At 63.6% G+C, this 393-nt stretch carries 1 protein-coding gene; it reads left to right on the top strand.

The window, feature by feature from the left end:
* Positions 1-196: 196 nt before the first annotated feature.
* Positions 197-393 (top strand): aldehyde dehydrogenase family protein (locus SCA31_RS22570; protein ID WP_410699289.1); only part of this gene is annotated, 197 nt, incomplete at its 3' end.

Below are 393 nucleotides of genomic sequence, written 5' to 3'. Positions count from 1 at the left end.
CCGAGGAGGAAATCGAGAGGTCGCGGGCGGCGGCACGGAAGCCGCCCTTGGCTGCGACGGCTATGACCGCTTCCAGCTCCGCCAGCGTGCCGCGCATCATTGTCCTGATCTCCTTACCAGCTCGTCCGTTATTGAGCAGCTTATCAGATCAATCGGCCGGTGCCAGATAGGGCGTATCGCACAAAGGAGAAAAGCGATGCGCAACATTACTCAGGTCTACATCGACGGCGCCTTCGTGACGCCTCACGGCGAGGAAACCGCCGAGCTCTTCAATCCTTCGACCGAGGAGAAGATCGGCACCGTCAGGCTCGGCAACCGCGAGGATGCGCGCGCCGCGATCGGCGCCGCCAAGCGCGCCTTCCCGGCCTTCTCGCGCACCAGCAAGGAAGAGCG

The organism is Chryseobacterium sp. SIMBA_028, from assembly GCF_046535285.1.
Taxonomy (GTDB): domain Bacteria; phylum Bacteroidota; class Bacteroidia; order Flavobacteriales; family Weeksellaceae; genus Chryseobacterium.
The sequence above is the reverse complement of the archived record's forward strand: the minus strand, read 5'-3'. Positions and strand labels throughout refer to the sequence as shown.